Genomic DNA, 20,728 nt, shown 5'->3' with positions numbered 1-20,728 from the left:
TGTTCCTTCTTGTTTTAGAGTGTTTGAACGCTTGCTTCGGGGTCGCCCGCTGTCAGGTATTCCCACATGCGTTCGTAAATTCGGCCGCTGGTGACTGCCCGTTGCGCGCAGGCCTGTGCGTCGAGTACCGGTCCTTGGATTGCTAGACCCGCGCTGTGCAGTTGCAATTCAATCCGTGCGGCGTCTTCCAAGTACCAGGTCAGCGTCAACGCTTCGACCAGTGACGCGCCGACGACGATGGCACCATTCCCACGCATGACCAGGGCATTCCCCTGCCCTAATTGATTGGCCAGTGCGCTGGCTTGGTCGTCGCTGCGCAGCAGCTGCGGGTCGTCCCACAGCGGGATTGGCGCCTGGAAGTAACTACCCATTCCATGACGCGATTTAGGTGTGAGCCTCGCACAGGACAAGGTCATGACCTGGGCAGGCATGCTTCGGATCACTGCATGGACGTCCGGGCGTCGACGGTATATTTGCTGGTGAATACGGACTTCACCCAGCACACCGTCGGGCAACTCACCTTTGATTGGCACCACAATTCCTGGCTCGCCAATACGGATCAAACCCATCGGTCGCGCGGCGCAAACCAAAAAGTGCTCTTCATCAAGTCGCAAGCTGCAGTGCCCGTAGGCATGCACTAAACCGGCGCGGGCCAAGGCCCGCGCGGCCACGCGCACTTGCGATTGCTCATCGCGGCTGGGAGTTGGCAAGCGACTCACGATTTGAACTCCGGAATGTCTGGCTTCGCACCCCACGCACAGAATCCTGCACCCTCCGCCGGAAACTGCCGTGGCTGGTGGCTTGCATCATTCTCTGGAGAAATTAGGCTGACCCCTGTCGAGTATTCGTAGGTCATTCCGTCCGGCCCTTCGAAATAGAGGAACATTGCGCCCGAGGTCGGGTGGCGGCCCGGACCAAAGAGGATGCGAATGCCCCGCCCAACCAGGAAGTAGTAGGCGCGCATCAAGTCATCGACGGTTTCAACTTGATGGTTGATGTGTTGCACACCGGGGTGGGACGATGGGAACAACGCGATCTTGTGATGGACCTCGTCGATGCGCAGTAACGGCGCTTCGCCAATTCGATCACTGACCCTCGCGTTTGCAAGCTGAGTCCAGAACAGCTCGTCACGCCGGGCATTCATGGTGCGCAAGCCAATGTGGCTGAAACCGGTGATGCCGGCATCGCGACTCGGGAAATAGCGTCGTCCGCTGGCATGGGGACGCAAGACCAGTTCGATGTTGTTGCCGCTGGGATCTTTGAAGCGAATGAAGTCATCGACATAGCGCACTTCAGCGTCAGCACGCGAGCCATGCTGCACGTCGAACTCATGACGCTCCAGCAACACCGCGGCGTCTTCCAGGTCTTGCGCTGTCCTGACCTCGAACGCTGTCGTGGTTTCCTGCGGATCACCCTCGTAATAGCAGAGCGTGTGGTCGCGACTGTCCGATCGGAAGTACACCGCGCCGTTGGTTTCTCGGGCGACCTGCAGTCCGAGAATCTGAGTGGCGTAGCGACGTGCTTCGTCCAGATTCGCGGTGCCCAACCGTATGTATCGAATGTCATGCAGGTTGATCATGAGGGAAGTCCTCTTATTTATTGTTGTCTGGGATTCATCTTCCCGGTGGGCAATAAATAAAAGAAGCAAATATTAGTTATTCGCACTATCTGAAATTCTTATAAAGATATCAGCCTTTTCGGGAGCAAAAAAAATGCCCCGGATCCGTAGATACGAGGCACTGGTACCCGCGAATCAGGTCAACCGATTGCCTCCTTGGCAATGTCTGAAGCGGCAGCCTGCGTACTCATCTCGCCCACTGTTTTATTCCTTGGCATGGAAATCACGAACACTGCGGAGATGACGTAGAAGCCGGCGCAGACGATCAATCCCGCCGCCAGGCTATAAAAGCTCGCAATGCCACTGAGCAGCACGGGGGCAAAAGCCGCCAACCCTCGGCCTATGTTGAAACAGAAGCCCGCCCCCAGCGTTCGCACTCGGATGGGGTACATTTCGCTGAAGTAAGAACCGAACAACCCTGCGAACACCATGAAAAATGCGTACCCCGCCCCTATCCAGATCAGCGATTGGGTCTGGGCGGTATAGACATACACCAGCGCCATCATGGATGTCAGCAACAGCGATATGACAATCGTAAGCCGCTTGCCAATGCGATCGGCGATGAAGCCGAATACGTTCAGGCCAAAAAAATTCCCGAGATGGAGTACCGCCATAAAGCTGGTCATCGACGCCAGACTCAAGCCACGGTCCTGTATCAGGTAGGTGGGCAGCCACGTACTGACGCCCCAGGAACCAAGCAACGCAAAGCTGGCTGCAAGAGACCCCAGCAGGGTGTAACGAAGTAGCTCCGGCGAAAAAATCTCGCTGACGGATATCCGCTGCTCAGCAGTTCCCTCAGTAGCGCGCTGAGCCTTCCAGGCCGGCGATTCCGGAATCAGAAAATACACATAAATGATCGGCAGTATCACCGCAGCGCCGGACACGAAAAACATCAAACGCCATTCCGGCAGCATGAACTTTGCCGCCAAGGCAGCCGCGATGGCTCCAATCGGGAAGGCACTGATCACGAAGGATATGGCTCTTGCGCGTTGCTTGGGCGGCCACGTTTCGACGATGTAAGCCGAGAGGATCGTCCATACCCCGCCAAGCCCAAGACCAGAGACAAACCTCAGTCCCGCCATTACGTAGAGATCATGAGCGAATGCAAAGACACAGGTCAGTGCACCGAAGATCGCCAGCGATGCAATCAATGCCTTGCGCCTGCCGAAGTTGTCGGAGTACCAACCTGTGGCAACGCCGCTCACCCCAATACCCAGCAATGTAGCGCTAGCCAGCGCACCCACATCATGGAGGCTAAAACCCAAATCCTGGCGGATAACGGGCAGCGCGAGCGTTAGCAGGATGATCTCCATTGCATCAAAAAGGTAGGCGATGAATCCACCGATCAGTACGTGCCACTTGGATATTCCAGTCATGGTTTCACCTGGTTTTAATTATTGGACAGTGATGTTCGAACTAGGGCCGCCACGTGTTTTATGACTGCCCATGAAGGAGGCGACGCTCAGAACCGGTAAACGGCCTGCAGCCAGATGCGATCACCTTCGGCTCGGTTCTCGACCTTCGTCTCGTGCTGCCATTTCATGACAAACCCGATTGCCGGGGTCTGGTATTTGATCGCAGGGCCGATCGCGGCGACTTGACCACGGTTGCCATTCAGGTAGGTCTCGCTATTCTTCTCATCATCGCTGAGCTGTTTGTACAGGTAGCCGTTCACGCCTACCTGCCATTCGCGGGTGATGTTGTAGCCGATGTTGTAGTCGGCGTTGAACTCACGGCCGGAACGATAATTGGTCTCGGAGTTCTCGTCATTGATCATGTAGATGAGCTTGGCGCTGACCTCCAGATTCTCCAGCGGATAAGCGGTAAAGGAATACCAGGGCCCGTAAGCCCATGTGTTTCGACCCGGGTTGAAAAGGCGATCCTTGTCATAGGACCCAATGGGCGCAAACACATCCAGACCGAGTAACTGGTGGTACCGTGGAGAGCTCCAACCCAATACAAATGGAATCACCGTCAGATCGCCGACACCTTCTTGATGGTCGCTGCGATGAACACGACCACGAGGCGTATCGACATCAAAACTGATGTCACCCTTGATCAAGGGCAAGGCAAGGCGACTGGCCAGTTTGGCACCCCATATCGAGAAGTCCTGATAGACGTAATCCACGCGTATCGACAGTGCCTGGACGTTAAGGTCAAAGTTTTGAATACCCTGTTTTTTATCGCCCTCGCCGTCCAGTGTTTTGTTCGCACTGTAGTCGGACAAGTAGAAGAACTCGGTAAAGCCTGGCGGTGGCATCTTTCCCGCGCCGACCGTATTCACACCCAGTGGGTATGAACTACCGCCGCCCTCTGTTGCCTGGGCAACCGGAATGCAAAGAAAACCGATGCAAAGTGTGCTAATCCAGACGTTTGACGCGAGCAAGGTGTGTGATCTAAGTGTGCTCATCTCATGTACCATTATTATTTTTGTATGATGGAAGAGAGTTTTTTTTGGAACTTTCAGCGTTAGCGTTACTTAAAAACGGCTGGCAAATTTCAGGTGCAGCGATGCACGCCGTCATTTGGCCAGGCGTTGATTGCCCGGCCGTCAGCACGGCATTACTGAATAGTGGTTTCCAGTTCGCCGAGCCCTTCAATGCACACTTTCAAAACATCACCGCGGTCCAGGAATGTGTGGCTTTCCATGCCCACGCCTGCCGGTGTTCCCGTCAACAGCACATCACCGGGAAAGAGATCGATGGTCTGGCTCAGATAGGAAATCTGCTCTGCAACGCCGTACATATGGTTGCGGGTATTGGAGTCCTGGACCCACGCGCCATTCCTCGACAGCTTGATATTCAGGTTCTCGGGATCTTTGACGAATTGTGCCGGCGTCAGGTACGGGCCCAGCGGGCAAGAACCGGTGAAGCATTTGTGTCCAATCCAGTCAAAGCGAAACGGCGAGCTCGGATCGACTTGCTCGCGGCGCAGTCGATCACGCGCAGACAGGTCATTGGCGCAGGTGTAACCCGCCACATAGTCGAGTGCCTCTTCAATGGAGACGCGCGACGCTCGCTTGCCGATCACCACCGCCAACTCGGCTTCCCAATCGAGCATGCGGACACCTTCGGGAATGTTTACCGCGTGCTTGTGTGCGACCAGACTGCCGCGGCCGGGCTTGATGAAATGCCATGGGGCAATGCCCTCGCCGCGCGGATCCAGCGACAATTTCATGTTAAACGCACGGGCCATGGCTTCGACATGGTCACGATAGTTGGCGCCTGCGCAATAGAGGGTGCCGGGACGCTCCAGGAACGGCGCGAACTGCAACGCTTCAAGGTCGAGCCAATACGATTCATAGAGCGCTGGCGCTTCAAATACGGCCACTGCCAGCTTTTGGAGCTGCGGATTGGACGTCTCCCAACTCTCGAGCAATGTGTCGATCGAAGCTGTCGGCAACTCAAGGCCTGTCGTGGCCACAAGCTGACCGAGATCATAGGCATATTCGCTAACCACCAGGCCGGTAGCGTTTGACTGGACATCCGTCCGATAGGTGAAAAGTTGATACTTCATGGGGCCACCATCACAGGAGCGAAAAGCGTTGGTTGGAAAAGCTGACGTGGAGCGTCAGGCCGCCCTCCATGAGCAGCCACTTGCGTACGTCCACGTCATAAACGCCGTGGGCGATAAAGGGATCTGACTGGACAATGCGCAGCGCTTCGGCCTGATCCGCCGCACGCAGAATGCTCATGCCACCCAGCTCACCGGGAAAGGTCTCATCCGAGACAAAGGGCCCGGAAGCAAACAACTCGCCGCGTTGCTGCGCCAGAATCGCCCACTTCAAGTGGGCGTCCAGCAGCTCTGGTACGAGGGTCAGATCCCGTGGCGTACGCATGACCACGAACAGCGGCTTGTTCAACATCCCTGCCAGCAGTTCCTTGGTCGCAGAGCTGTCACTCATCACGCGCCGCCTCGAAATTCTGAATGAAGGCTTCAGGAGGTGGATTGTTTGCCCACACGGCGATTAGGTCTGGTGGTGCCCCGTCGATAGCCAGCCATTCGCTGTCATCTTCGGGAATGACATCGATGTCCCAGAAGTATTCGACCATGCTGTCCCAAGGGTCGCGGATGTAATGAAAGTAGTTGGAGCCGGCCACATGCCGTCCAAGGCCAAAAGCGCTTTCATAGCCGAGGCTCATCAGGTGTTGTGCGCCCAATTCGATCTCATCAATACCCATCACCTCAAAACTGAGGTGATGCAGACCGCTATGGCTGCTCTTGGCCAGGCCCAATACATGGTGATCACCGCCACAGCCACACCGTAGAAAGGCGATCTTGTCCCCCGCGCGATCAGAGACTTTCATTCCTAGTACCCGGGAATAGAAATCAATCGAACGATCCACATCGGGGGTAAATTTGATCAAGTGGCCCAAACGCAACGGTGTCACTCGACGCAACTTCGAGGACGGTGTGCACCCGCGCTGACCGATGCGGCGGTAACGGCCCGGGGTGTTCGACTCTGGTGTCGGCAAAGGAGCTAACAGCATGGAGTCAGCGTCGGTTACGTGAACCCAATCGCCGGACGGATCACGAAACCACAATCCGTCTTGTCCAATATTAAAAGGTGCCGGGTGGATGACCACGCCGTGGTAGCTCAGGTTTTCGCGAATAGTCTGCAGCCCCTCAGCATCGGTACCAAACGAGACATAGCTCAGGCGCTTTGTGGTGCCGGGCATCAGTCGCACTTGATCCTGGGCGCGCCCTTTGCAACGCAACACCAAATGCTCACCTGCCATTCGGGCTTCGAGCCCGACAGCTTCGTAAAAGGAGCGACCCACTTCCAGATCTGGAACTGTCACGCCTACGTGTTGTAGAGAACGAATCATTTGGAATGCTCCTTTTAACGAATAGGGGAAAAGGGTGCGGCGCTCAGCAGTTCGACCTGCTGGGCAACCACCAAATGACCGTTCTTGCCGAGGAACGTACGCCATCTTGGATCGCAGGACAGCGCCGAGCGGCGCTGGGCACGGTCCTCGTAGCTGGAATATCCCCACAACTGTATTACCCGATTGATTTCCCCCGTTTCCGGCTTGAAATAACCGATCAGATTGCCCAGCGCCTCGCCCTGAAGTGGCAGCCCCTCCTCCTCGTAAGCACGCAGGAATTCGTGTAGGGAGCCAGGCTTGAGTTGATAGGTACGTTGTTCGATCAGCATGTTGTTTTCTCCTTTTTGGAAGGTGCCTGGGAGTCGGCCTGGGAGTCGGCTTCGATCAACTTGATCACTGCCGAGATATCTTCTTCACCGATGCCTTCTTCGATAGCCCTTAGAAAGTAGGGCTTGGCGGCATTGAACAAAGGCGCGGCGCTGCCGAGCTCCTCGGACAGCTCACTGGCCATATCGATGTACTTTTCCAGCGTGGCGAAAGGTCCTGGCGCCGGCAGGAAATGACGATCAGCCATCATCGGTGCTCTTGCGCTGAACATCGTTGAACCACCCGCGCTTTGGCGTATCACCTCAACCACCTGCTGTGCGCTGAACCCTGCTTTCACTCCGAGGTTTAGCGCCTCAGCTGCGGCCAGGGTGTGAATAGTCACGAGATAGTTGGCGATTAATTTCATCGCGACTGCGCATCCAAACTCACCGATATGGAACTGGATGTCGGCGATCGCATCGAGCACCGGCTTGCAGTGCTCCACCAAGTCAGAATCACCGCCCAGAAACAAGGAAGCCTTGCGTTGGTAAACCATTGATGGAGTACCACTGACTTCCGCTTCCAACACCCGCGCACCACGTTGTCCGATACGCTGAGCCATTCGTTGCTTGAAGGCTTTGTGATAGGTGCCGATCTCGATGAGCGTGTGCTGTGGCCCTATGGACTGAAGCAGGCCATCAGGCCCCTCCATGATTCCCATGTGGGCCACTTCGCTCGGCAGGCAAGTGAGGATGAAGTTTGATTGCGCCGCTACGGCGGCTGGGCTTTCGAGCGCGATGCCACCCTGACGGATGAAGGCTTCACGATCTCGACGTCGGTAACCGACAACGCGAAATCCGGCCGTAAGCAGGTTGGTTGCGATAGGAAGACCAAGTTGGCCGATTCCTACCATACCGATGGTTATCACAGGCATTTTTCGCCTCTCTTGTTGTTGTTCTTTTACGCAAAGCTTGAAGCTCGGCTAAGCGCTAACCTAGACGCAGCCGGGTTTGGGAGCAAACAGCCCAGGTTATGAATAAGTAGAAGCAAGAGTTATACGAAGGAGACCCGAGTTTCGAAGCGTTGCACGGTAACTTGGGGGAAACAGCCGCCGTTGCTAAGGAGGTCGGTGTTTTTTTGAATAAGTTGGTCAGATTTCCTTGGGCCTGAACATGAAGGCCTTTCGCAGATGCTTCTGCCTCCTCGATTCCTTTGAGGATGCGGGAGCAATCGGCCATGAATGCCGCACCCGACTCAGTCAACGACACTCCACGAGTGCTTCGCTGCAATGACGGCACTCCGAGACGCGTCTCCAATCGGGCAATCGCGCGAACTACCGTCGGGCCAGAGACATTTAGACGGCGCGCTGCCGCCGCCAGGCTTGGGCGCTCTGAGAGTGCTTCAAACATGACGGGCAGAAAACGGCCAGTAGCTGCCTATCAGGATCGGTAGCTTTCGACCAGTATTTGTAATACAAAACGCCCGATGCGATGCATTGGGCGTTTGGGTGAAAACAGGTGTAACCTATTTAAGGACTAGACAGCGTGATGAATGCTCAGCGTCATTCATCGCGTTCAGTTTCCCTATCGAGCGTTCCTCTCTTCAGCGACTGAATGAGTCGGACAAACCCTTTGGCCTGGGCAAACCTTTTATACAAAGCCGGAGTGGTCTCGGACAACTTGGCCACTGCCTCCCCCATTGTTTTCCTGAGCTCCGCAGAGTACTTGAACGCAGCGATCTGGTCAGCCCTCGCATCGAAGAATCTGGCCAAGGCCGAAGCGTTTCCAGGGTTACGGCTGAGGTGGGCCAGGAACAGCACTACCCGTAGTACCTCATGCGGATTGGACGGCTGAATATCTGGAATCAGATGACCGTACTTTGCAAGCGGCACAGCGAAGTCCTGAGGCTCCACGGACTCGGCAAATAGCATCGCTCTCAATCGAATCCCAATAACGGCGCATTGCTGGGCATCAAGAACCTGCAGCAGGGCGTCCATCATGGAGTACTGAGGCTGCCCCCACGGGGCTGGTACCGCGCCGTTGGCAATAGTGTTGAGAACATCGGTCAAAGCATCGCTGACAGCGGAAATGGTCGCTATGGGGATATCCTCGTGGACTATCGTCTCGACGATAGCGAGGTGCTGCTTCGCACCTGTCGAGATGATCTGAACCCAGTCATCCTCAGTCCGTTCTTCGCTTGTCAGTTGCTTGATCACGCTATCCCGCGTTTTAGGCAACGCGAGCGCACCCGAGTCCAGTACATCCTTGATTAATAGGGCATCCGCCGTTAAAACATCCTGGATATTTTTTTCGATGAAAGCATCCCATGGGCTAAGCCAGGACAAGACGTCATCCTCCGACAACCCATAGGGCTCAACGGCTTGGGTCAGTATGCTGAAATGCGCGGCCACCCAACCACTACTCAACGATCCAATACGTTTCTCTTGGATAAGGTGGGCTAGGTATCCAGCGATTGATTCGCCGACTTGCTGGTCGGGCAGCAACTCGAAAAGGGCAGCTGTGTTAAGCGTTGCATTCGCGAGCGATCGAAAAACCGGTGTTTCGAAAACACCGTCCAATTTGTCTAGCTTGGCTAACGCCTCGGCATCAGCCTGGCGAATATAGGTGATAGCCGCCACGGCTTTGATAAGGGGGCTGGTGTTGTTTGCAATTAACGTCGTGATTGCGCCCCCGATGACCGGATCAACATTCGTGGCTAATGCCAAGCCAACAACTGCATGTTCTACTTCACCGGCAGCGCCGGTAAATTTTGCCAGCGTCGCAACATCAACTGCCTTGATCCCACCGGAAAGGCCGGTGCCAAATTTACGTTCAGCATGCAGCCATTCCAACGCAGGCACGACGCTTCTAGCTGGCAGCGGCATTAGGTCGAGTGGGTGATCTGGGCTTGACGCAAGTTGCAAATGCGCATTCTCTAAACTCCCGTTGGCGAGGGTGAATGCCTGTGCCCTGATAACTTGTAACTCATTGATATCAGGCAGCAAATGCATCAAATACTCTGCCCGGTTCAGGACAATGCTATCGAACTCGAAATCCTGAGCGTGTAGGTAGAGGTCATACGCTACCAACAACCTCCGAGCTGGTTCAAGTTCCTCTTGATCGAAGCTGGAGTTGAAGATATTCAATAAGTTGGCTTGCAGCTCATCGCCATGGCCCATGAGCAGACGTCCGTTCAAGCCATGGCCTTTGCAGTATCGGAAAGCTTTGTAGAATTCTTCAGATCCTGTCTTCGACTCGCTGAACAGATCCAATGGCCCAACATTGAGTAGATCCAATAGTGAGTCGATCCATTCCCCACTCTGCGCCTGGTGCGCGGCGGAAATGGTTGGCAGCAGCGAGGCGAGCGCAGGTCGCCGCGCAAGCAACCGCTTCATGGCATCGGAAAAGCCGAACAACGAGGTGAGCCTGCCCAAGGCTTCGTGATCCTTGGCAGCAAACGCTTAAGCCAGCGGGGTATCCAGGAGTTCGGCGAGAGCAATATTGCCGGTCGTTAGATAGTGGATTTGCAGAAACTGGATCTGCCACCCCGTCTCCATGGTATCCCCAAGGAAGGCACTCAAAATGGCTTTAGTGTCGCCGATCAGCTCAGCCAGAGAGGTACCAAGCTCCTTCTCATACTTTTCCGAAAAACCATCGGTGCGCAGTATCTCTGGCAAAGAAAGCTCTGCATACTTGCAGAGGAGTAGATGGGCGGCAATGGCCAAGAGGCTTATTTGATCCCCCACCACGAGCGCCGTCGTCGCAATGTCGTTGATGAATTTTTTCTGCAGCCGGGGAGTAACAAGGTTGTTAGCCATCGGGCTATGGCGCTGCAACAATTGGGCGCTCTGCTCGATGAGGCTTTGTCCAGCAGCCGGGAACGTATGACTCCAGAGCTGACGAAAACCATCTTTCCAACCGGACGTGATGACAGGAGGCGCCCGAAATACGACCGGGAATTTCTTCGCAATGAAGTCCTTGGCATCGTATCGACGGTCACCGTCCGCCTTCAGGTATTCCGCGACCTTCGTCGAGCAGAACGGAACGATGACGGTCAGGTTCGCAGCCTCAGCAGCCACCGCGATGAAAATCTCAAGATCGCTCCACACTGATCGCAGGCTGTCTTTCGGCAAACGATCCAGGTTGTCTAGGATGATGACGAAATGCTTGTCCTCAACGACCTTCAATTGCTCAAGTAACGTCCTCTTGAGATCCAGTGGCGTCACCTCCTTGCCCACCTCGATCTTTTCATTGATGTGGTCGTCGCTGGAACCTTTTAAGAGACTGAGCAGACTCCAACGCTGCCCCCCTACATCTACGCGCCAATGCCAAACCTTGGCCGCAAGCAAAATCAGCACGGGCTGAGTAGTGAGAAACAATGAACTGCAATCAGCCAAGCGGGTGCTTCTTGGGTGTTACGAGTGAGCGCGAAGATTTCGCGAAATGAAGTGGCGGCGAAAAACAGGCTGGCGACCAGCGCCAAAGCCCACGCACTGACACGGCTGGTTGTTTTCTTGGTGTACTCCAACAGGCGTCCCAACGCTTTGTCCCGCGAAGCTTTCAGGGCCCGCGCTGCCTTGCTGACGTGAGGTACCTCTTTGAGAACCTCATCGGTGAACAGCTCGATGAAATTACTCTTCGTCGAACCCTGATAATTTTGTTCGCAATCAAAAAACCATACTCTGTAATCGGGGTCAGCAGCAGTCAGCTTTGCCTTCAGCATGTACAGGATCGAGCTCTTACCCGAGCCGAACTCACCGTCGAGGCCGACTACTTTGGACGGTGTAGCGCTCAGCAGATGGCCGTGGATTGCAATCGCCACCTTATCGTGACTACCACCTGGGAAACATCCTGACTTGCCGGGTGTTCGGTATGGAAATTGATCAACTGCATAGAAGTCCTTTTTTCGTGCTGAAGAGGCGAAAACACCATATGTAGTATTTTTTTCGAATTTCAAGCACAAGATATCGGCACATCCTGCACGTAGCAAGCTGCCATGTGCGTTGTTTCGGTACAACAACAATATCTACGTTGGACGGTAGGAAAAATGCACCTTGGCTTAGCCTGAAGCTGACGATAGTGCGCTTAAAGCTTGCTTTATAAGGTACGCAATTAATGGTCTTTGGTAGACGCTTTTGCGAACGACAGCTAATGGCCCAGAGTGTGTAAAAACGCTTTCGTATCTTGAGTGCGTCAACCAGGCGTTCCTCGCCGATGTGATTGCCCAAGCGTTTGCCGTGATAAACATTACTGACGTTTTAAAGCGGTTATGGACCGGTTTAGCGCCTTCTGGAGCAGAGAAAACCGAGGCTTTACGCCATCGCCTTCAGCAAGCGTGCTGTACTGATAATGTTCATAACCCGCTTCATGTTGTAGGCGAGTACATTCAGACTCATCTCCGCGCTTACCCCGACCAGTTTGCGCGCGTCCGAGCACACCGCGATAAATTTCCAGTTCTGCAGGTTGTAAACCGAGGGCGCGCGGGTGGCCAGCTGCACCAACTGCGGATGACCGACTCGGGCAGGTCGCGACCGACCTGATAACGGGTGGTGGAAACTCGCGACTCGATAAGGGCCTTAATGGCAGTGTTCATAGCATTCTCCGTTGCACAGGGTTTTCTGGAGTGGATAAATCAGTGTGCTTTTGGTTGGCCGGCGAACCTGAGGTCGATGCCCGTTGCACCGCCAGGATGCTGCCCAGCACTGTGATCAGCCCCAGCAGCGCCAGGCCCGTGATGCTCTGTCCCAGCAGCGCCCAACCCAGTAGTACGGCTACCAGCGGGCTGAGCAAGCCCAGGGATGACACCGCTACCGGCGCCAACCGGGCGATCCCGCGAAACCACAGCACATAAGCCAGCAGCGCGCCAAACAGCGACAGGTAGGCGTAACCCAACCACTGGCTTAGGCTCAGGCTTGGCAGCGGCGGATCGACCAGCCAGGCCAGCGGCAGCAGCAACAGGCCGCCCACCAGCAGCTGCCAGCCGGTAAAGGCCAGCAGTGGTATCGCCGACTGCCAGCGCCGTGTCAGGTAGGTGCCGGCCGCCATGCAAGCAGTGCCGATAAAGGCCGCGGTTATGCCGATCGGGTCCCAGGAGGCGCCCGGCGCCAGCAGCAGCGCGGCCATCCCGACTATCCCCAGCACGCTGGCGCCGACCGCCAGATAAGCCGGGCGTTGGCGGTCCAGTGTCCATACCAGGCCCATCACCAGCATCGGCTGGATGGCCCCGACCACGGCAGCCAGGCCGCCGGGCAAGCGGTAGGCGGCGACAAATAGCAGGGCCTGGAAAAAGCCGATATTCAGCGCCGCCAGTATCAGCAGGCGCTGCCATTCGGCGCGTTTGGGCAGATGCCAGCTGTACAGTACCAGCAACAGACCGGCCGGCAACGCGCGCAGCAAGGCGGCGGTAAAGGGCCGATCCGTTGGCAAGAGTTCAGTGGTGACTATATAGGTCGAGCCCCAGATGGCCGGGGCCAGCGCCGTGCTCAGGGCGTCCAGCCAGGAACTGCGGGTGCTTAAATTGTCCATGTTTTTATCTCGCATTCAAGATAAAATGGAGGCTAGTAGTATTTTGTCTTGAGTTCAAGATAAATCTTGAGGGGTAGAACATGACAACCGAACGACAGGCCGATGCGGTCGACATGATTCTTCGACAGTGGCGGCGCGAGCGTCCGGATCTGGACGTCAGCCCCATGGGCACCATTGGCCGGGTCAAGCGCTGCTCGGCGCTGCTGCAGCGTGAACTGGATAAGGTCTTCAGCGCTTTCGGCCTGAGCGCCTGGGAGTTCGATGTGCTTGCCACGCTGCGTCGCGCCGGCGCGCCTCACTGCCTGGCGCCGACCGCGCTGTTCTCGTCCTTGATGATCACCTCCGGTACCATGACCCGGCAGCTGCAGCAGTTGGAGGCTGCCGGCTGGGTCAGCCGCACGCCCAACCCCAGTGACGCGCGCAGCCTGCTGGTGCAATTGACATCGGCCGGGCTGGAGCTAATCGACCGCGCGGTAACCGCACATGTCGCCAACGAGGCGCGGATTCTGGCGCCTATAGCGGCGGCGGCACAGCTGGCGCAGTTGGATGAGCGGCTATCGGAGCTGTTGGCGGTCTTGGAACCGGCGGCCGAGTAATTTCTAAAAACCTGTTTATGAACTGCTGCGGGTCGGCGATACCACATTAAAAACAGCCTCAGAATGCTCATTTACAGCCCGTAAACTGCGCTTCTTCGGCTGTTTTCTTGCCTAGTCTCGCTCTAAAGCTCGAGGGATCGTTAAACAGGTTCAGGATATAGTTCTACATCATAAAAGCTAGGCGCTTGTAGATGGCGTGATTGGAGGCACTTTTACGTGCCCTCATAGCGACTAGCTTCGCCTTTTGCTGGTCACTCACTATCTGAAGATTGTTCGCGATCCTCAGGTGCCTACTGCGTGGGTATAGGTTCGTCCGAGCCACCATCCCATTCGCCATAGGCCGATTTAACGTCGGCGCCAGACGGCTGCGTTTCTGCCTCAAGCTGATCTTGAGCGAGCATTCTCGCCTAATTGGGTGTCCGGTTTCATTAGACCACTACACATCCACCTCATCAGTGTCTTCACGGCTGGGCGCGTAGAGTCCAACTCACCTTGTAATGTCACTGCCAGCCCCGATGGTTATTCTTGTCTGTTCGGAAAAGTTTTGCCCTTTTTAGGAAACATTTTCCCCCCTGTGATCCACTATAGTTGGAAGACGCACCGTTTGCTTTAGTAGCTGGCAAAAACGGGCACGCCCCCGGCGCGCGTCCAGTGTGGATGCACGCAGGGGCTTTCGCGTATGCGCAGTCGTAAAAGTGCCCGTTCAGAAGACACCCGCCAAGACCCAAGTTTTGCAGCGGCTTATGTCCGGATGTCCACAGAGCATCAGCAGTACTCGACTGAAAATCAGCTCGAAACAATCAAGCTCTACGCAGCGGCGCATTCCCTCGAAATCGTCAGAGTTTATACCGACGCAGGCAAGAGTGGCCTTCACAACGCACTGGATCGAGGTGTTTCGTCAGGCTCGCGAGCTGGGCGCCGTACAGCTGGGATTTTCCGACGGCGAGCCATTGGTGCGCCAGGACCTGGACGAGCTTATCCGCGCCGCCCGCGATCTGGGCTACTACAGCACCTGATCACCTCCGGCATCGGTCTGACCGAAGCGCGCATGGCCGCCGTCAAGGAGGCTGGACCATATCCAGATCAGCTTTCAGGCTGCCGACGAAGTGGTGAATAACCTGGTGGCCGGCTCGCGAAAGGCCTTCGCGCAGAAGCTGGCCATAGCGCGCGCGGTGAAGTCGCAGGGCTATCCCAGGGTACTGAATTTCGTCATCTCCCGGCACAACATCGACCAGATCGAACGCATCATCGAACTGTGCCTGGCCCTGGAGTCGGACTTCGTCAAACTTGGCACCTGCCAGTTCGAGGCTGGGCCGAGCTTAATCGCGCAGGGCTGCTGGCCACCCGCGCGCAGTTGCAGCGTGCCGAACGTATCACCAACCAATACCGGGAAAAGCTGGCCGCCCCCCCTGCAAGCTGATCCTAGTCACACCGGACTATTACGAGGTGCGCCCCAAAAGGCCTGCATAAGCGGCTGGGGCAGTCTGTTCCTCGACAAGACCCCGGATGGCACAGCGCTGCCATGCCACAGTGTCCGCCAGTTGCCCGTGCAATTCCCTAACGTGCGCGAGCACAGCCGGCAATACATCTGGTACGAGTCTTTCGGTTTCGACCGGTTTTGTGGTTATGAGTGGATGCCCGAACCCTGCCGCTCCTGCGATGAAAAGGAGCTAGATTTCAGCGACTGTCGTTGCCAAGCCTTCCTGCTCACCGGCGATGCCAGCTATGCCGACCCGGTGTGTGCCAAATCCCCCCACCACGAGGTCATCATGACTGCACGCAGAGACGCCGAACAGGCCACCCAAGCCATTGACGAACTGACTATGCGCAATAAACGCAATGCCAAGCTCATCGCCAAAGCCCGCTGATTCCAGTAGAAATTGACGGTAGCAACTGCCGAGCTGGAGAGGCCACGTTCGAGGACGAAGTCCTCGCAAACCGGGGCGAGCGGTTTGTCTCACGCTGAGATATCGCACTGCATGGTTATACGACTGCTGCGTCCGATCGCGCCCCGAGCCGAACGCGGGCTCGCGAGCTCGGCAGCTGCTACAAAGGATAGTTTCGAACTTGAAAAAAGGCGCCACCAGGGCGCCTAAACCGCTTCCCAACCATGGGAGCAAAAAGGAAGCGGTGACTGCCTGGTCCGCGACCGCGTTGAACAGGGTTCACGAACTGTATGCGGGTCGGTTCAGAAGTGCCACTCCAGATGCACGGTCGGTGCGTAGGTGTCGGTACCCGGTTTGTGGATCGCTCCATATTTGTGTTTCCAGTACTCGTAGCCCGGCCCGATCAACAGTTTGTTCTTTTTGCCGAAGGTCATGTGCCCGACATCGACCATCAATGACGCCCGTACCAGGCTTTCCTCGGCGGTGTCCTGTTTGAAGTAATCCTTGCCCTTCTGCGTCTTGTAGCTGGCGAACCCCTGGAACTTGAGCGGCACGCTGCCCATCTGAATTGGGAAACCCCACACCATGTGCAATACGTAGTAAGGATTAAACTGAATGTTCTCGGTCTGGCAAGCGTTCAACCCGCAATGGTTCCATTCCATGGCGTAAAGCAGGCTGATATCCAGGTAGCCGGGCACGTCGAACTTGAGTGTCGGGCCCACCACCAGCATGCGCTTACGGGTGGCGAACTCGGTGTTCTTATAGTTGAGTTCGACCCCACTGCTCAGCGCCACTTCCTTGACCGGACCGAACGCCATTGAACGGTCAAAGACCTTGCTCAGAAACAGTTGATGGCGATAGACCAGGTAGGCTTCTGTCGCGCCGGAGTTACTGTCCTTCTTTGGGTCATTACTGTCAGACTTCAGGATGTCGAGATTGAAGAAATTGGAGCCCGCGTCATTGCCGCTGACATGACCCATTTGATAGATCTCCTTCTGCACCTTACCCTGGACGCCGGGCTCGGTGAAGTCGGTACCATAGCGAAACCCAACGAAAGTATCGTTCCAGTTCTTGGCGTTTGCGCTGGTCGTGGCCAGACTCATTAAGCCAGCAGCCAGAAGTGCTTTGAAATACGTTTTTTGTAGTTGTTGTACATACATAGTCAAGATTCCAATTCAGCCATGTGGTCGCCGCATGTACAGTGCTTCTTGGGATGGACTTCAGGCAAAGGCAAGCCGTGCCCGCTGAGCCAAAAAGACCGGGATTAAACGATCAAATGCACTGTTAGTGACTGAAAACTGTCGGGCGCAGACGGTGAAACAGCTGCGCGTTGAAAATCATCTTCAAACTTTAGAATACCGAGTGGACTGCCAGGCCATCATTTGCCAACCAGCGTCCCCCTCTTTCCAGATGCTTATATAGCGCGAACTCAACAGCATGGGCTCACCCCGAATAATCACATCCATGTCGATCAGACCGGTGATGACGGCGCAGGTCCCCAGCACACGAATATGCTCTTGCTGGCTTTCAAAACTTCGATAGATCCAAATCCCTGCGCGCATCCCCTGAAGATACCCACTCTTGCAATCGCTCTTACCATCGGAGTGGCTATAGGTAAGATCGCTGGTATAGATGCCTTCCAGAAAGTCCATGTCCCAGTCGATCATCGCCTGACGACGGCGTGCTTCAAGTACTTCAATGTGTTGCTTTACATGTTGCTCTAGCATGCTTAAAACTCCGTACTTGGCAGTTGCTCAGGCGTACGCGGATAGCGGGGATAACCGGATGAGGACTCTCGACTACGAATGGTTTTGACCCAATGGCACACTCTGCGTGGGATTTACCTGGGAAATTTCCGCATGGGGCATGAAGAACATGGTGATCGTTGCCAAGGCAAAGAAGCCTGCGCAGACCAGCAGCCCCAAAGCCAGGCTGTGACTGGTGGCAATACCACTCAACAGTAATGGGGCAAACGCCGCCAGGCCGCGGCCGAAGTTGAAGCAAAAGCCGGCGCCAATAGTGCGCACCCGGGTGGGGTAAAGGGCGCTGAAGTACGACGCGAAGAGGCTGGCAAAGGCATAGAAGAAGGCATAGACCGGCCCCAGCCAAAACAGGATGGCGTTCTGTGTGGTCAGCGCATAAATCGACAGCATGACGGCACTGCCCAGCAGCGAAAGCAACGTAGCGTTTCTTTTACCGATGTGGTCGGCAATAAAGCCGAACGCGTTAATCCCGATGAACGCGCCAATGTTCATGATCGCCATGAAATTGGCCATCATGCCAATGTTCAGACCCCGCTCTTGCACCAGGTAGGTCGGCAACCAAGTGCCTGCGCCCCAGAAGCCGATGACTGCGCAACTGGCTGCCAGGGTACCCAACAGGGTCAACCGCAGCAGTTCAGGGGAAAAGATCTCGCTGACCGAGACGCGCATATGAAGTTTGGGGTTGGCAAGGCTCTTGGCCTTCTGCTCTTGCCATTCCAGGGATTCAGGAACAAAGAAAAGGAGGTAGGCCACAGGAATCAGCGTCGAGATACCCGCCACCATAAACAGCATCTTCCAGTCCGGCAGGTAGCTTGCTGCGGCCATTGCCGCGATCGCGGCTCCGATAGGGAAGGAGCTCAGCACAAAACCGGTTGCTCTTGCACGCTGATGCGCAGGCCAGGTTTCCGTTACATAGGCCGAGACAATTCCCCAGACACCACCCAGCCCCAATCCGGAAAGGAAGCGAAGCAATAGGAGCAAGGCCCAGCTGTGGGTAGTTGCAACTAGGGTGGTCAGTACACCAAACGCAATCAGCGATATGAGGAGTGCCTTGCGTCGACCAAAGTTATCGGAGTACCAGCCGGTGGTGATGCTGCTAAAACCGATACCCAGCAGTGTCGCTGAAGCGAGCATACCGGCCTCGTTGAAGCTCAGTCCGAGATCCTGACGGATCACCGGCAGCGCGATGGTCAGAAGGATGATTTCCATGGCATCGAACAAATACGCCAGGAAACCGCCGACAAGCACATGCCATTTCGAAATGGATTTCATCGTAGTTTTCCTTATTTTTGTTGTTGTGCCAGTCCAAAGGATTGAGCGCGATGAGCCATATCAATCAATCGGGCTGGAGGATATGCTGGTTAGCAAATGCGGCGTTAGAGCAGTGAGCAGGCCTCCTCAAAGTCCAGGCGCGGACTGCGTGCAAACAACTTGGCGGTATCGCCATAACCGAGGTTACAAAGGAAGTTTGATTTGATCTGCATGCCGGTAAAGACAGGCGGCCGGTGGGCGCCAGGAGTGAAAAACTCTTGGTCCACCAATTGATGATCAAACCCGGACATCGGACCGCAGTCGAGCCCCAGCGCACGAGCCGCAAGGATGAAGTATCCGCCTTGCATCGAACTGTTGCGTAGTGCCGTGGATTCAATCAATTCCGGCTGCCCGGCGAACCAGTCGCGCACGCCGGGGTCGTGTGGAAACAGCTTGGGCAACTGCTCGTGGAAGCGTGTGTCATAACCGATGATGGCAGTCACTGGCGCGCTCAACGTCTTTTCAACGTTGCCGGCGCTCAGTGCTGGAAGCAGGCGCCGTTTAGCCTCGGTGCTGCGCACAAAAACGATACGTGCCGGACAACCATTAGCGCTGGTCGGGCCCCAACGCATCAGGTCGTAAAGGTTTTTGAGTGTGTCATCGCTCACGGACTGATCGAGCCAGCCGTTCTGGCTTCGGGCCTGGCGAAACAGCAGGTCAAGCCCCTGCTCTGTCACTGCTTTATTCATTGCGTCGGTCCTCTTGAGATAGGTCAGCTGCGTCGCTGGCGGGACGCCGCTGACCGGGGATCGGTGTGCTGGGCTTCGCATTTACCGCCCAGGAAATACTCCACCGACATGGGTGGGCCCCACTGGTAGAGACTATCGTCGCAGGCTTGGGTGAAGCCGGAAGGCGAGTCCTGATTAAACAAATCGCCGTCGGTAAAATGCTCGATGAGGTTGCCGGACGGGTCACTCCAGTAGTCGAAGATCTGGCTGCCCAACACATGTCGGCCAACGCCCCAAAATGGCGACCAGCCTCGCTGGGTCATCCAGGCATGTCCCAGGCACTGCGCGTCGAAGTCTTGAACCTCGTAGGAAACATGATGGACAAAGTCCTTTTCCGCCTGGAACAGGGCTATGGTGTGATGGTCGGTCCATGCACTCCCACGATTCAATCGCAGGAAGGCCGCAGCCGGGCAGTCCCGATTGGGCTCTTCAACCACCAGATCGGAAGGCAGCATGCCAAGCACCTGCTTGTACCAGTTAAGGTGCGCGACCATGTCCTGCACACCGATTGCCGCATGTCCGAGGCGCAACACTTGCGCGGCACCTTTTCCGGGACGCTGCACATCGCCGAAGCGCTGTTTCTCTTGAGCCGAATTAAAGGTCAGCGCCGCGCGCAGAGATAAAGAACCCACCGGTTCAATGCCGTGGACCAGCTCGATGCGGCGGCCGGAGGGATCGTGCAGCACGACGCAATGCCCACCTCCCGGGCCATCCAGTGCGTGGATAGCTGACGCATCAGGCAGCCGTGTTGCCTGTTGGAGGTCGTCGACACTCTCGACGGCGAACGCGATCGCGCCAAAGCTGCGGTGTTCGGATTTCTCGGCGATATACACATAGGGCAGCGAACAGGCCCCACGCAGATAAAGCCGCTGTTCGGTTCGGTGCATTACGACCAGACCGAAATCGGTCAGGAAGCTTTCTATCACCGCTAGATCGGGATGACGGTAGACAACGTGGTTGATGTCTTTTATCTGCAACACGGTAGTGCCTCCTTGGCCGCTTTCAGAGTGGTGCCTCTAGAAGCGGGTTATCGACAAAACTCAGGGCGCCCGGTCGGGTTTGTTTGGGCGCACCATTCAATGTGCGGAACAACAGACCAGTCGATTTTCGGGCGGCCGGGTCTGCGAACGGCGCAGCAGTTCGGCAGAAATGGGATATCCATGAATC

Annotated in this window: 19 protein-coding genes and 3 pseudogenes; 3 read left to right on the top strand and 19 right to left on the bottom strand. The window is 55.9% G+C overall.

Features of this window, described 5'->3' with window-relative positions:
- Positions 1–14: 14 nt before the first annotated feature.
- The 14 genes and pseudogenes from ACYZT9_RS13860 to ACYZT9_RS13795 form a co-directional block, all read right to left on the bottom strand.
- Positions 15–719, bottom strand: coding sequence for a class II aldolase/adducin family protein (locus ACYZT9_RS13860; RefSeq protein WP_462006019.1), 705 nt, complete (start codon positions 717–719; stop codon positions 15–17).
- Positions 716–1,579, bottom strand: a complete 864-nt coding sequence (locus ACYZT9_RS13855) for a VOC family protein (RefSeq protein WP_462006018.1) — start codon at positions 1,577–1,579, stop codon at positions 716–718. The genes ACYZT9_RS13860 and ACYZT9_RS13855 overlap by 4 nt, the downstream gene beginning before the upstream one ends.
- Positions 1,580–1,758: 179 nt before the next feature.
- Positions 1,759–2,994, bottom strand: coding sequence for an MFS transporter (locus ACYZT9_RS13850; protein WP_462006017.1), 1,236 nt, complete (start codon positions 2,992–2,994; stop codon positions 1,759–1,761).
- 86 nt (positions 2,995–3,080) lie between these two features.
- Positions 3,081–4,028, bottom strand: coding sequence for a SphA family protein (locus ACYZT9_RS13845; RefSeq protein WP_462006016.1), 948 nt, complete (start codon positions 4,026–4,028; stop codon positions 3,081–3,083).
- 152 nt (positions 4,029–4,180) lie between these two features.
- A complete protein-coding gene (locus ACYZT9_RS13840; RefSeq protein WP_462006015.1) occupies positions 4,181–5,134 on the bottom strand; it encodes a fumarylacetoacetate hydrolase family protein in 954 nt (317 codons plus the stop codon).
- A gap of 10 nt (positions 5,135–5,144) precedes the next feature.
- Positions 5,145–5,522 (bottom strand): YciI family protein, encoded by a 378-nt coding sequence (locus tag ACYZT9_RS13835; RefSeq protein WP_462006014.1) that lies wholly within the window; start codon positions 5,520–5,522, stop codon positions 5,145–5,147.
- Positions 5,515–6,447: a VOC family protein gene (locus ACYZT9_RS13830; protein WP_462006013.1), complete on the bottom strand. Its 933-nt coding sequence runs from the start codon at positions 6,445–6,447 to the stop codon at positions 5,515–5,517. The genes ACYZT9_RS13835 and ACYZT9_RS13830 overlap by 8 nt, the downstream gene beginning before the upstream one ends.
- A gap of 14 nt (positions 6,448–6,461) precedes the next feature.
- A complete protein-coding gene (locus ACYZT9_RS13825) occupies positions 6,462–6,776 on the bottom strand; it encodes an NIPSNAP family protein (RefSeq protein WP_462006012.1) in 315 nt (104 codons plus the stop codon).
- The gene (locus ACYZT9_RS13820) at positions 6,770–7,687 is read right to left on the bottom strand and encodes an NAD(P)-dependent oxidoreductase (protein ID WP_462006011.1); all 918 of its coding nucleotides are present in this window, start codon (positions 7,685–7,687) and stop codon (positions 6,770–6,772) included. Before ACYZT9_RS13820 ends, ACYZT9_RS13825 begins: the two co-directional genes overlap by 7 nt.
- Before the next feature lie 208 nt (positions 7,688–7,895).
- Positions 7,896–8,162 (bottom strand): annotated as a pseudogene (locus ACYZT9_RS13815) (LysR family transcriptional regulator); the annotation flags it as partial.
- Between the two features lie 152 nt (positions 8,163–8,314).
- Positions 8,315–10,186 (bottom strand): hypothetical protein, encoded by a 1,872-nt coding sequence (locus ACYZT9_RS13810; RefSeq protein WP_462006010.1) that lies wholly within the window; start codon positions 10,184–10,186, stop codon positions 8,315–8,317.
- A 27-nt stretch (positions 10,187–10,213) separates the two neighbouring features.
- A complete protein-coding gene (locus tag ACYZT9_RS13805) occupies positions 10,214–11,149 on the bottom strand; it encodes a P-loop NTPase fold protein (protein WP_462006009.1) in 936 nt (311 codons plus the stop codon).
- Positions 11,104–11,709 (bottom strand): P-loop NTPase fold protein, encoded by a 606-nt coding sequence (locus ACYZT9_RS13800; RefSeq protein WP_462006008.1) that lies wholly within the window; start codon positions 11,707–11,709, stop codon positions 11,104–11,106. The genes ACYZT9_RS13805 and ACYZT9_RS13800 overlap by 46 nt, the downstream gene beginning before the upstream one ends.
- Before the next feature lie 632 nt (positions 11,710–12,341).
- Positions 12,342–13,277: an EamA family transporter gene (locus ACYZT9_RS13795; protein ID WP_462006007.1), complete on the bottom strand. Its 936-nt coding sequence runs from the start codon at positions 13,275–13,277 to the stop codon at positions 12,342–12,344.
- Between the two features lie 80 nt (positions 13,278–13,357).
- Here ACYZT9_RS13795 and ACYZT9_RS13790 point away from each other — a divergent pair, with 80 nt between their 5' ends.
- From ACYZT9_RS13790 to pqqE, 3 genes and pseudogenes are all read left to right on the top strand, one after another.
- Positions 13,358–13,873 (top strand): MarR family winged helix-turn-helix transcriptional regulator, encoded by a 516-nt coding sequence (locus tag ACYZT9_RS13790; protein WP_462006006.1) that lies wholly within the window; start codon positions 13,358–13,360, stop codon positions 13,871–13,873.
- A gap of 679 nt (positions 13,874–14,552) precedes the next feature.
- Positions 14,553–14,744: pseudogene (locus tag ACYZT9_RS13785) on the top strand (recombinase family protein); the annotation flags it as partial.
- 1 nt (position 14,745) lies between these two features.
- Positions 14,746–15,741: pseudogene (pqqE, locus tag ACYZT9_RS13780) on the top strand (pyrroloquinoline quinone biosynthesis protein PqqE); the annotation flags it as partial.
- A 320-nt stretch (positions 15,742–16,061) separates the two neighbouring features.
- On the opposite strand, the gene ACYZT9_RS13775 reads toward pqqE, so the two are convergent.
- From ACYZT9_RS13775 to ACYZT9_RS13755, 5 genes are all read right to left on the bottom strand, one after another.
- Complete coding sequence (locus ACYZT9_RS13775) at positions 16,062–16,862, bottom strand: hypothetical protein (RefSeq protein ID WP_462006005.1); 801 nt, start codon at positions 16,860–16,862, stop codon at positions 16,062–16,064.
- A 240-nt stretch (positions 16,863–17,102) separates the two neighbouring features.
- Positions 17,103–17,486, bottom strand: coding sequence for a nuclear transport factor 2 family protein (locus tag ACYZT9_RS13770; RefSeq protein ID WP_462006004.1), 384 nt, complete (start codon positions 17,484–17,486; stop codon positions 17,103–17,105).
- A gap of 72 nt (positions 17,487–17,558) precedes the next feature.
- Entirely contained in the window at positions 17,559–18,794 is a 1,236-nt protein-coding gene (locus tag ACYZT9_RS13765; RefSeq protein ID WP_462006003.1) for an MFS transporter, read from the bottom strand.
- A gap of 104 nt (positions 18,795–18,898) precedes the next feature.
- Positions 18,899–19,522: a malonic semialdehyde reductase gene (locus ACYZT9_RS13760; RefSeq protein WP_462006002.1), complete on the bottom strand. Its 624-nt coding sequence runs from the start codon at positions 19,520–19,522 to the stop codon at positions 18,899–18,901.
- A gap of 23 nt (positions 19,523–19,545) precedes the next feature.
- Positions 19,546–20,541: a 2,4,5-trihydroxytoluene oxygenase gene (locus ACYZT9_RS13755; RefSeq protein ID WP_462006001.1), complete on the bottom strand. Its 996-nt coding sequence runs from the start codon at positions 20,539–20,541 to the stop codon at positions 19,546–19,548.
- Positions 20,542–20,728: the final 187 nt, after the last annotated feature.

The sequence above is a fragment of the Pseudomonas sp. ZT5P21 genome (assembly GCF_054897785.1).
The sequence above is the reverse complement of the archived record's forward strand: the minus strand, read 5'-3'. Positions and strand labels throughout refer to the sequence as shown.

What these genes read in the sequence shown, in the direction of transcription:
- ACYZT9_RS13765 (WP_462006003.1), bottom strand. Translation starts at nt 18,794, where the DNA reads ATGAAATCCATTTCGAAATGGCATGTGCTTGTCGGCGGTTTCCTGGCG.
- ACYZT9_RS13845 (WP_462006016.1), bottom strand. Translation starts at nt 4,028, where the DNA reads ATGAGCACACTTAGATCACACACCTTGCTCGCGTCAAACGTCTGGATT.
- ACYZT9_RS13850 (WP_462006017.1), bottom strand. Translation starts at nt 2,994, where the DNA reads ATGACTGGAATATCCAAGTGGCACGTACTGATCGGTGGATTCATCGCC.
- ACYZT9_RS13775 (WP_462006005.1), bottom strand. Translation starts at nt 16,862, where the DNA reads ATGAGTCTGGCCACGACCAGCGCAAACGCCAAGAACTGGAACGATACT.
- ACYZT9_RS13770 (WP_462006004.1), bottom strand. Translation starts at nt 17,486, where the DNA reads ATGCTAGAGCAACATGTAAAGCAACACATTGAAGTACTTGAAGCACGC.
- ACYZT9_RS13855 (WP_462006018.1), bottom strand. Translation starts at nt 1,579, where the DNA reads ATGATCAACCTGCATGACATTCGATACATACGGTTGGGCACCGCGAAT.
- ACYZT9_RS13820 (WP_462006011.1), bottom strand. Translation starts at nt 7,687, where the DNA reads ATGCCTGTGATAACCATCGGTATGGTAGGAATCGGCCAACTTGGTCTT.
- ACYZT9_RS13835 (WP_462006014.1), bottom strand. Translation starts at nt 5,522, where the DNA reads ATGAGTGACAGCTCTGCGACCAAGGAACTGCTGGCAGGGATGTTGAAC.
- ACYZT9_RS13840 (WP_462006015.1), bottom strand. Translation starts at nt 5,134, where the DNA reads ATGAAGTATCAACTTTTCACCTATCGGACGGATGTCCAGTCAAACGCT.
- ACYZT9_RS13830 (WP_462006013.1), bottom strand. Translation starts at nt 6,447, where the DNA reads ATGATTCGTTCTCTACAACACGTAGGCGTGACAGTTCCAGATCTGGAA.
- ACYZT9_RS13760 (WP_462006002.1), bottom strand. Translation starts at nt 19,522, where the DNA reads ATGAATAAAGCAGTGACAGAGCAGGGGCTTGACCTGCTGTTTCGCCAG.
- ACYZT9_RS13825 (WP_462006012.1), bottom strand. Translation starts at nt 6,776, where the DNA reads ATGCTGATCGAACAACGTACCTATCAACTCAAGCCTGGCTCCCTACAC.
- ACYZT9_RS13790 (WP_462006006.1), top strand. Translation starts at nt 13,358, where the DNA reads ATGACAACCGAACGACAGGCCGATGCGGTCGACATGATTCTTCGACAG.
- ACYZT9_RS13795 (WP_462006007.1), bottom strand. Translation starts at nt 13,277, where the DNA reads ATGGACAATTTAAGCACCCGCAGTTCCTGGCTGGACGCCCTGAGCACG.